At 64.8% G+C, this 7,839-nt stretch carries 5 protein-coding genes and 2 pseudogenes; 4 read left to right on the forward strand and 3 right to left on the reverse strand.

The window, feature by feature from the left end; all coding sequences use genetic code 11:
• Positions 1 to 806: 806 nt before the first annotated feature.
• Positions 807 to 1,055: pseudogene (locus tag MLGJGCBP_RS12660) on the reverse strand (PAS domain-containing protein); the annotation flags it as partial.
• Positions 1,056 to 1,288: 233 nt separating this feature from the next.
• Between MLGJGCBP_RS12660 and MLGJGCBP_RS12665 the strand changes: the two are divergent.
• The gene (locus tag MLGJGCBP_RS12665; protein WP_236581062.1) at positions 1,289 to 2,044 is read left to right on the forward strand and encodes a maleylpyruvate isomerase family mycothiol-dependent enzyme; all 756 of its coding nucleotides are present in this window, start codon (positions 1,289 to 1,291) and stop codon (positions 2,042 to 2,044) included.
• 261 nt (positions 2,045 to 2,305) lie between these two features.
• Here the strand turns inward: MLGJGCBP_RS12665 and MLGJGCBP_RS12670 are convergent, their stop codons facing one another.
• The gene (locus MLGJGCBP_RS12670) at positions 2,306 to 2,638 is read right to left on the reverse strand and encodes a DUF6907 domain-containing protein (RefSeq protein ID WP_087562313.1); all 333 of its coding nucleotides are present in this window, start codon (positions 2,636 to 2,638) and stop codon (positions 2,306 to 2,308) included.
• Between the two features lie 116 nt (positions 2,639 to 2,754).
• On the opposite strand from MLGJGCBP_RS12670, the gene MLGJGCBP_RS12675 reads away from it, so the two are divergent.
• The 3 genes from MLGJGCBP_RS12675 (at position 2,755) to MLGJGCBP_RS12685 (ending at position 6,756) form a co-directional block, all read left to right on the forward strand.
• Complete coding sequence (locus MLGJGCBP_RS12675) at positions 2,755 to 4,821, forward strand: FUSC family protein (RefSeq protein ID WP_160095984.1); 2,067 nt, start codon at positions 2,755 to 2,757, stop codon at positions 4,819 to 4,821.
• A gap of 380 nt (positions 4,822 to 5,201) precedes the next feature.
• Positions 5,202 to 5,408, forward strand: a complete 207-nt coding sequence (locus MLGJGCBP_RS12680) for a YegP family protein (protein ID WP_160095992.1) — start codon at positions 5,202 to 5,204, stop codon at positions 5,406 to 5,408.
• A 937-nt stretch (positions 5,409 to 6,345) separates the two neighbouring features.
• Positions 6,346 to 6,756 (forward strand): PAS domain-containing protein, encoded by a 411-nt coding sequence (locus tag MLGJGCBP_RS12685; RefSeq protein ID WP_201453045.1) that lies wholly within the window; start codon positions 6,346 to 6,348, stop codon positions 6,754 to 6,756.
• Positions 6,757 to 7,033: 277 nt separating this feature from the next.
• On the opposite strand, the pseudogene MLGJGCBP_RS12690 reads toward MLGJGCBP_RS12685, so the two are convergent.
• A pseudogene (locus MLGJGCBP_RS12690) lies at positions 7,034 to 7,253 on the reverse strand (hypothetical protein).
• Positions 7,254 to 7,839 lie beyond the last annotated feature (586 nt).

Consider the following 7,839-nt stretch of genomic DNA (forward strand, 5'->3'; position numbering starts at 1 on the left):
ATGCCTGGGCTCGACATCGGTGATACCGGGAGTAACCCCGGATGCTTCACCCCCTGTGTCGCCCGGAAGGGGCGGGTGCAGGGTGTGTGGTCAAGGGTAATGTCCCGGCGCTCGATGGTGAAGAGAATCGCTGGAAAGTAACTGCCGTCACAGCCGGTGACGCGTCGTGGCCGTGAGCCGCTCCCGGTTCGCGGGTCCACGAGCTGTCCGTGTCCGTGCGGCAGGGTCTTGGTGTCACACCGTCGGGAGGTGGAGCGTGGCGGCCAGTCGGGGATGGGGCGAGCCCTCGATCCGGACCGGGCGCGTGTAACCAGGCCATTCGCTCCGCGTGGATTGCGGATCGGGATCGGGATGAGCGAACCCCGCCGGCAACTGGGGGTCGGTTGGCGGGGTTCGCGGCACCGGCTCGAATGCGGGGGAGGGCCGGTGCGAGGACGAGTGTAGAAAGTTCGACACGACGATTCGGATACTGTGACGCAGGACACGCCACTTTTCGGGTGGGATCACAGTCGTGCCCTAGGTGGAGATTTCCTTCGCTGCTGCGCTGATATCTGCGACGTCTCTTCACCCTGCCGGGGAGATCACAGCGGCGCCCCAGAACCCGCTGTGGCGTCCGCTTTGGGGTGGGCGGAGCGCACGCGCCGACCGGTAGACGAGCGAGCCGTCTTGCGAACGCTGTTCGGATGCCTCTGTTACCCACGGGTACAGCCACTTCGACACCACTCGGCCCGGCCGCCGCCGCGATGATTGCCCCCGATCGGTGCCAAGTGTCGTCCGAGTTCGCCCACCGCACACCGCCCTACGGTGACGCGGTGTTTGCTGCTGAACGGCTCGGCGACGTGGATCATCTTGTCGAACAGTGCCGTGACCTGCGGTTGATCGTCCGGATGCTTTTGGGACAGAAGGAGTTCGGTGGTGGGCGTGACCTCACCCGGCTGGTAGCCGTGCATCCGGGCGACGGAGTCGGACCAGTGCCAGCGTTCGCCGTCGAGGTAGAACCGGAAACTTCCGCCCTGTGCGGGTGCATTCGAGCCGAGGAGCTCACCCCCGTCCACAGCTTCACCCGCTGCCCTCTGTGCTCGACCGATCTCGCCTCGATGCTATTGCCACCGTTTGCCGAGCACGCATCGGTGGTGTGCGCAAATAGGCGCTCATCACTTCACGCTTCGATCCGGTGCCGGGATATACCAGATTTGTGGAATATCGCTCCCAGCAGGGAGATCGTAGCGTCGACATCGAAGAGTTCCACGACGAAAGGAGCCTACGATGCAGTCCACAACCAACCTTCGTGCCGGTACGGCACTCCGCAGATCAGCTCGATCACCGCACGGCGATGCGCCTGGCCGCAACCGAGTACGACCGGTTCACCGAGCTGCTCGAATCGCTGACTCCCGAGCAGTGGTCGGCGCCAGCCGAGTGTCCCGCATGGGATGTGCGGCAGCTTGCGTGCCATGTCCTCGGCATGGCGGCGTATGCCTCGTCGATCCGAGAGGGTCGGCGGCAACAGAAGCTTGCGCACAAGGCCCTCGCAAAGGGCGGCGGAGGTGAGTTCATCGATCACCTCACCGACCTCCAGGTGCGGGAGCGTGCCGCGCTGACCCCGGCGCAGATCATCATGCACTTCCGTACCCTCGGCCCCAGTGCGGTGAAGGGACGCAGGCGCACACCCGCGATCATTCGCCGACGTCGAATGCCCGAACCGCAGGCGATTGCGGGAATCAGCGAATGGTGGACCATCGGATTCGTCACCGATGTGATCCTCACTCGTGATGTCTGGATGCACCGTGTGGATCTCAGCCGGGCGATCGGCAGACCGGTGCGCCTGTCCGCCGACCACGACGGTGAACTGATAGCCGACGTGGTGCGCGAATGGGCGGGGCGTCACGGACAACCGTTCCGGCTGAGGCTTACCGGTCCTGCCGGGGGAACGTGGTCGTCGGGTACCGACGGCGAAACCCTCGAACTCGATGCCGTCGAGTTCTGCCGCATCCTCTCCGGGCGCGAAGTCGGAACTGGGCTGCTCGCGACCCCGGTGCCCTTCTGAGAGCTTGTGCGGCCCTCGGAACAGGGGTTTTGCGAGCATGCGGTCGTTGACGATGGTGGTTGCGCCTTCTGGGGCTCTCACGTGACCACGGGGCGGGGCTGTTCCAAATCGGCGTGGGTGGGAAGGTCGAGGAGTGTGTGGACGTATGTGGCTTCCGCGAACGTGGTGACCTCCGCCAGCTTCGCCAGGCTGTGTAGGGTGGCGCCGTGGTCGGATCGGTGCGCCTCTGCGCCGCCACCTGGTCTCGAATGTCGTTGTGGGTCAGCCGCGACCCTCTATCAAGTCGGCAGTCGCGATGAGTTCGGCGGCGATCCTGCGGGCCTCTTCCGGTGTCAGGCGTGGCCGGAACTCGGGGTGGTGACCGACCTCCCAGGTCATGGACACGCCGGGTCGGCGGTCTGCCTCTCGGACGGGCGTGACGAAGCAGAAGGACGATTCGACGCCGTCTTCGTCCAGTGTGAGGTAGTCCAGTGCTGCGGTCAGCTCGATGCAGTCGCTGTTGTCGCCGATGCAGGTGTGATCGGTGTGCCCGCGGGCATCGTTGTTGGTGCACCAGGGTGCGCAGTCGGTTCCGGTTGTCTCGTTGGTGTTCATGTTTTCGATCCTCCTCCAGTGACAGTTCGCGTGTCGGCAGTTTCGGCGCGGGTGGACCCGGGGTTGTGTGCGGCGGGTTGTCGGATGTGCGGGTGCCGGAGGCGCACAATCGGTGAATGGCTTTTCGGTTCGCGCAGGAGGCGGTCCGTTTTCTCGCGGTCTCCGATCCCGGCAGGCTGCGGCTCCGTGCCGCAACCGCCACGACGATCACCGTCGTGCTCGCGATGGTGGTGCTGCTGCCGGGTTCCACCCTGATCGGCCAGCCACTGACCGTCGCGCTGCTCGGGACGGTCGTCGCGATGCAGTCCTCGGCGGCGGTCAAGGACAGGGATCAGCACAGCAGGGTGATCACGACACTGCTGCTCGTGTTCCCTGCAATCGCGGCGGTGTCGTTGTCCGCGGTGCTGTCCCAGTATGGGAAGGTCGCCGATGTGGGCTTCATCGTGGTGCTCTTCGCGGCCGTCTGGGTGCGGCGCTACGGCCCGCGAGGTACGGCTCTCGGGATGGTCGCGTTCATCTGCTACTTCTTCGCGCTCTTCCTTCGGGCCGAGCCTGGGCAGATTCCCATCCTCGCCGTGTCCATCGTCGGCGGCGTCGGTATCTCGCTCCTCGTTCGTACCGTGATCGTGCCGGACCGGCCCGGGCTCGAAGTCAAACGGTTGGTGCGGGCGCTGCGGGCCGCGTCGATCGACGTGCTGGAGGTGGCGTCGCGCAGGGGTGACCGGAATCTCGATCTCCTCCGCAGGAAACTCGACCGGCTCGGAAGCACCGCGCTGATGATCGACGACTGGCTCGACCGCAACGATGCCGCCCAGCTCCTGAGCGTCACAAATGATGATCTGTCGGTTCGTATCTTCGACGCGCAAATCGCTACCGAACAACTCGTCAGCGCACTGTGGGCGCTCGACCCGAACAAGACATGGCCGAACTCGCTGGGGCAGGCAACCACGGCACTGGGATCGTGCCTACAGAACAATCCGTCGGACGACCAACTCCGCGCTGCCCGACGTCTCGCCACCGCGGCCGCAGACAAGTCCGATCCATCGACTCCGACGGGTATCGCGACCGCCGTCGCGATGCGAGCAGTGCAGGCACACATCGCGATCCATCACATCACCAACAATGCCCTGCGAACAGAATCCGAGCCGAAGAAGAAGCCGGACGAGGGCGAAGAAACGGACGCCGGATGGAATCCGAGCACCAAAGCCGCGATCCAGGTCGCCGTCGCGACCAGCGCTGCAACGATTCTCGGTGAGCTCATCTCGCCCGACCGCTGGTACTGGGCGGTCCTGACGGCCTTCCTCGTTTTCACCGGAGCGTCTACCCGCGGTGAGATTCTCTCTCGTGCAGGCCACCGCGTCGTCGGCACCATCGCGGGAGTTCTTGCAGGAGTATTGCTGTCCGCGTTGGTAGGAAACAACCAGCCGTTGCAGCTGCTCCTACTCGTCGTCTGCGTGTTCTTCGCGTTCTACCTGGTCACGGTTGCCTACGCATTGCTCTCCTTCTTCGTCACCGTCATGCTTGCGATGCTGTACGGACTGCTCGGCACATTCAGCATCGAGGTACTCGAACTGCGCATCTACGAAACGGCGGCCGGGGGAATCGTCGGAATAGCTGCGGCGTATTTCATCCTCTCCACCGGAACGGAATCGACGCTGATCTCGAAAATCGACGACTACCTCGATCAGATGACTGCCCTCATCGACACCGCTATCGGAGCCGTCGTCCAACCAGGCAGCGACACTGACCTCGTCGCCGACATCCGGAAGCTGGACAACGCGCTGAAGGACCTTGTCACGGCGGGCAAACCCTTGGAAATGGGACCGACGACGCGGACCCGTCGGGGAGCGAAGCGGTTGTTGCGGATCATGAGCGCCGGCAATCGGTCGTCTCATGCACTCGCCCGATCGGGGGTGAGCGCCTCTCGCGACGAACCGGACAGCGGACCGTCGCAGGCGACCGCGACGGCATTGCGCCAGGCAGCCGACGTCACCCAGGCAACCATCGCCGACGTCAAACGCGCACTCGCCGGCGAGCACGTAGAGCCTCCGGAGAAACTCACCGAAACCTCGGCACCCGACGTCATGCTGAAGGCGACCACTACGCCCGGGCCGGTTCGCGGTGCCGTCCGCTCGCTCGGCACCCTCAACCGCACGATGGGGGAGGCATTGACTCGTGTCTGATGGCGTCGTACCTACGCCCTCCGAAGCACAAACCCGGGATATCGGGCTTGGATCGATGCCGCCTCCGAAGCCGATACCGCGCAGCCGGCAGGGTCCGACGCGATGCCGGTAACGGGTCGCCTTCGGCGGTCGCTCAGGTCCGCTGCCTTTGTCGGGCGACACGGTCAGGACCCCGGTGGCGGGCCGTATCGATGGAGCCCATACCTAAAGCCTGTTCGGATCAACACCTCGGCAATTCGTCGGCCGACAACGAACAAGGATCAGAGATGCCAGAAGAGTCCATCCCGGCGGCCCACACGATCGAAGCTCATCGATGAGTACGATCCAGCGGAGGAGTGTTCTCGATCGCAACAGCGACGAATTCGACACAATCGCCAAGATTGCAGCGCTCCCACCGAGTCGGGCAGCGTGCCGCGAAGTTCGAACTTTTCAAGGACACAGCGGGCAAGTTCCGGTTTCATCTGAAGGCGGCCAACGGGGAGATCATCGCGGCCAGCCAGGGCTACACCTCGAAGGCGGCGGCGCAGAACGGGATTGCGTCGATCAAGGACAATGCCGCCTCCGCTCCGACCGAGGATCTGACCTGATAGCCGGTGTGCGGGTGCCGACAATCGCAGTGGGAAAAGCACGCTGAGGTGCAACTGTATCGCCAACCCTGATTCAAGCGATTAGCGCGGAACATTATCGCTGGCAAGGGTTTCCGGACAATTTGTGTGGTTGAGGTGTGCCGGCGCCGCGGGTGCAGAAGGTCGCCCACGCCCACCCGGCAGGTTCGGCGGAATGGGTAATGCCGTAGTTGGCCGGTGGTCCGTCGAGTATCTGCACGGTGGCCGTGACAAGGAAGCCGGCTGCCGGCGGTGGAGTGTGATGGACGTCAGTCGGTGAACCGGCGGAGGCGGGGACGGGCGTTGGTCGTGTTGGGGGTGCCGGTTCCTGTGCGGTGTCGCAAGGCTTTGGACGTGACGCCGGCGCCATCCGAGCCCCGATTGGTTCCTCCGGGGGACGGGCCGACGTTGCTACTGCCCACCGCGGACATGGTGCCGGCGTCGGCATCGGTTCTCCTCGTACAAAGGCCGAGTTGATCGAGGGCCGAGTGCATACCGGACCGCCGGCGACGATGAGGCGGCATCACTGCTCGGAGAAGAGGAGCGCGGGTCAGTCGAGGGCGGCCAGGCCCGCGCATCGGATGAGCGGGACGCGTAGGAGGTCCACGACGACGCTGAGGTCGGCGAGCATCGACTCGGCGAGCCCGGCGGCTCCGGACGACATCTACGTCGCGGCACCCGGATCATCGCCGAACGGTCAGGGTTCGACGTATCGATGCAGTGGGCCACAGTGACACACGAGTTGCCTTGACACACGAGTTGCCTTGTCCCTGGTCCCACCGATTAGCAGATTCGTCTTCGCGGGTACACCGAAGCTGAGCAGTCTGCCGCGGCGAGAGGAGCACGTGTAGTGGAAGAGCAATCGGTTCCCACCATGTCCTACAGCGGCCCGTAGGGCGATACTTTGTTTGTCCCGACAGTGCCGTGCAGCACCTCTGCCGCTCCGGGCCGCGGCGAGGTACTCGAGGCACTGTTCACGATGTTGCCGCAACCGATGTGCGTCTTCGACGATCGGCGCCAACTGCTCATCGACAATCCCGCGTCCGCCGCACTCGTCGGTTATCGCGTCGAGCAGCTCGTAGGTGAATTCGAGTGGCTACTGTTGCCGTCCGATACTCCCCGGTGGCGGCGTTTCCTCCGGGACATGCACGGCACCAACGCCCCTCGGAGCACGTTTTTTCGCCTCCGGCACAGCAGCGGGGACTGGTTATGGGCTCACGCGGCGGCAGCGGAGTTCACCGTCGGCTGCGCCCCTCTGATCGCGGTCACGTGGAAGGACTGCAGCACAGACCTCTGCGAGGACCCGCGGACGATCTCCCCTGCGGTCTGACGCGATGCCCACCTGACCGTATCCGACTACCTCTTCGCAGGTTCGAGCCCGAAGAACCGACGGTTCCCGCAATTGCCGGCGGAGCGCGGGCGCTCGCGCGGTACGGGTGTTGGCGTACGTGACGGTGGCGTTGGCAGATATGGTGGCGCTGGAGCAACCGCCGTCGTGGGACTCGCGCGATGCGTCTGTCCTGGAAGTGCCCCGGTGTGGTGGACTTCCCACGCGTTCGACGAGGGTGCCGCGGTGCGGGTGATCACCGATTGCGCCGAACGCCTTTTCAACGGTCCTGGCACTTGCCCGTCCGATCGCCCTGGCGATCGCCCTCGGTGTCGTCGAAGAATGACCAGCCGTCGGTGTGTTGGACTTCCATCCGCCAGCCGAGTTCGCTGTTGTCGGCACGGATGTCGACGAAACAGACGTGTGTATCGTCCGCGGTGTCGATGTCCTTGGTCTCGACGACGTTGCCGGTGGCTATCGAGTACTCGATAGGTAGCGATGCCGTCCGAATGCCCGGGGATGGGCAGGGGTAACCGACGCGACGGGAGGGCGCGCCCGGTGGGTCGTGATCCGTCGCGGACCGCGGTTGCTCCGGACTGCCGGTGCTGGTCAAGTCCCTGAAGGTGGAGTGGGCATATTCGAAGGCCCGTAGACCAGCCCTCCGATTGACGGAGGATCCTTCGATGGTCAGGTGGCTGCGGCGGGCCGCCGGGGCTACGTTTTGTCAGACTTCGGTCGTGCGCGAATCCGTTGTCCGGTCGAGGACCAGGGAGAGGTGTGGGTGATCCGCTCCGGTGAAGCGGAGCTGGGCGGCAGATGCGTCGTCGAATGGGGCCTTCCAGTATCGGTGACGCCCACTGCCGATGGGGTGCTGTTTGCTGATGATTAAGCACCCGAGCCTGGGGTAAGCACGGTGTGCGCACCCCCGCCGGGAACGGTCCCGACATATCTTGGCGCCCGCCGGCGCCGAGGTGCGCGGGTAACGGCTCGGCAACTGTGGGTGAGGGCGATGAAAACCAGAGGTCAGTTGGTGGCGGCCGTCGGGGCGGGGTATCTGCTCGGGCGCCGGACCGCGAAGCTCGCCGA

Origin of the sequence: Rhodococcus sp. T7 (assembly GCF_009872365.1) — a bacterium.
Classification (GTDB): domain Bacteria; phylum Actinomycetota; class Actinomycetes; order Mycobacteriales; family Mycobacteriaceae; genus Rhodococcus_F.

Bases quoted from the DNA above. Each gene is read 5' to 3' on its own strand.
- MLGJGCBP_RS12670 (WP_087562313.1), bottom strand. From the start codon at position 2,638: ATGAACACCAACGAGACAACCGGAACCGACTGCGCACCCTGGTGCACC.
- MLGJGCBP_RS12675 (WP_160095984.1), top strand. From the start codon at position 2,755: ATGGCTTTTCGGTTCGCGCAGGAGGCGGTCCGTTTTCTCGCGGTCTCC.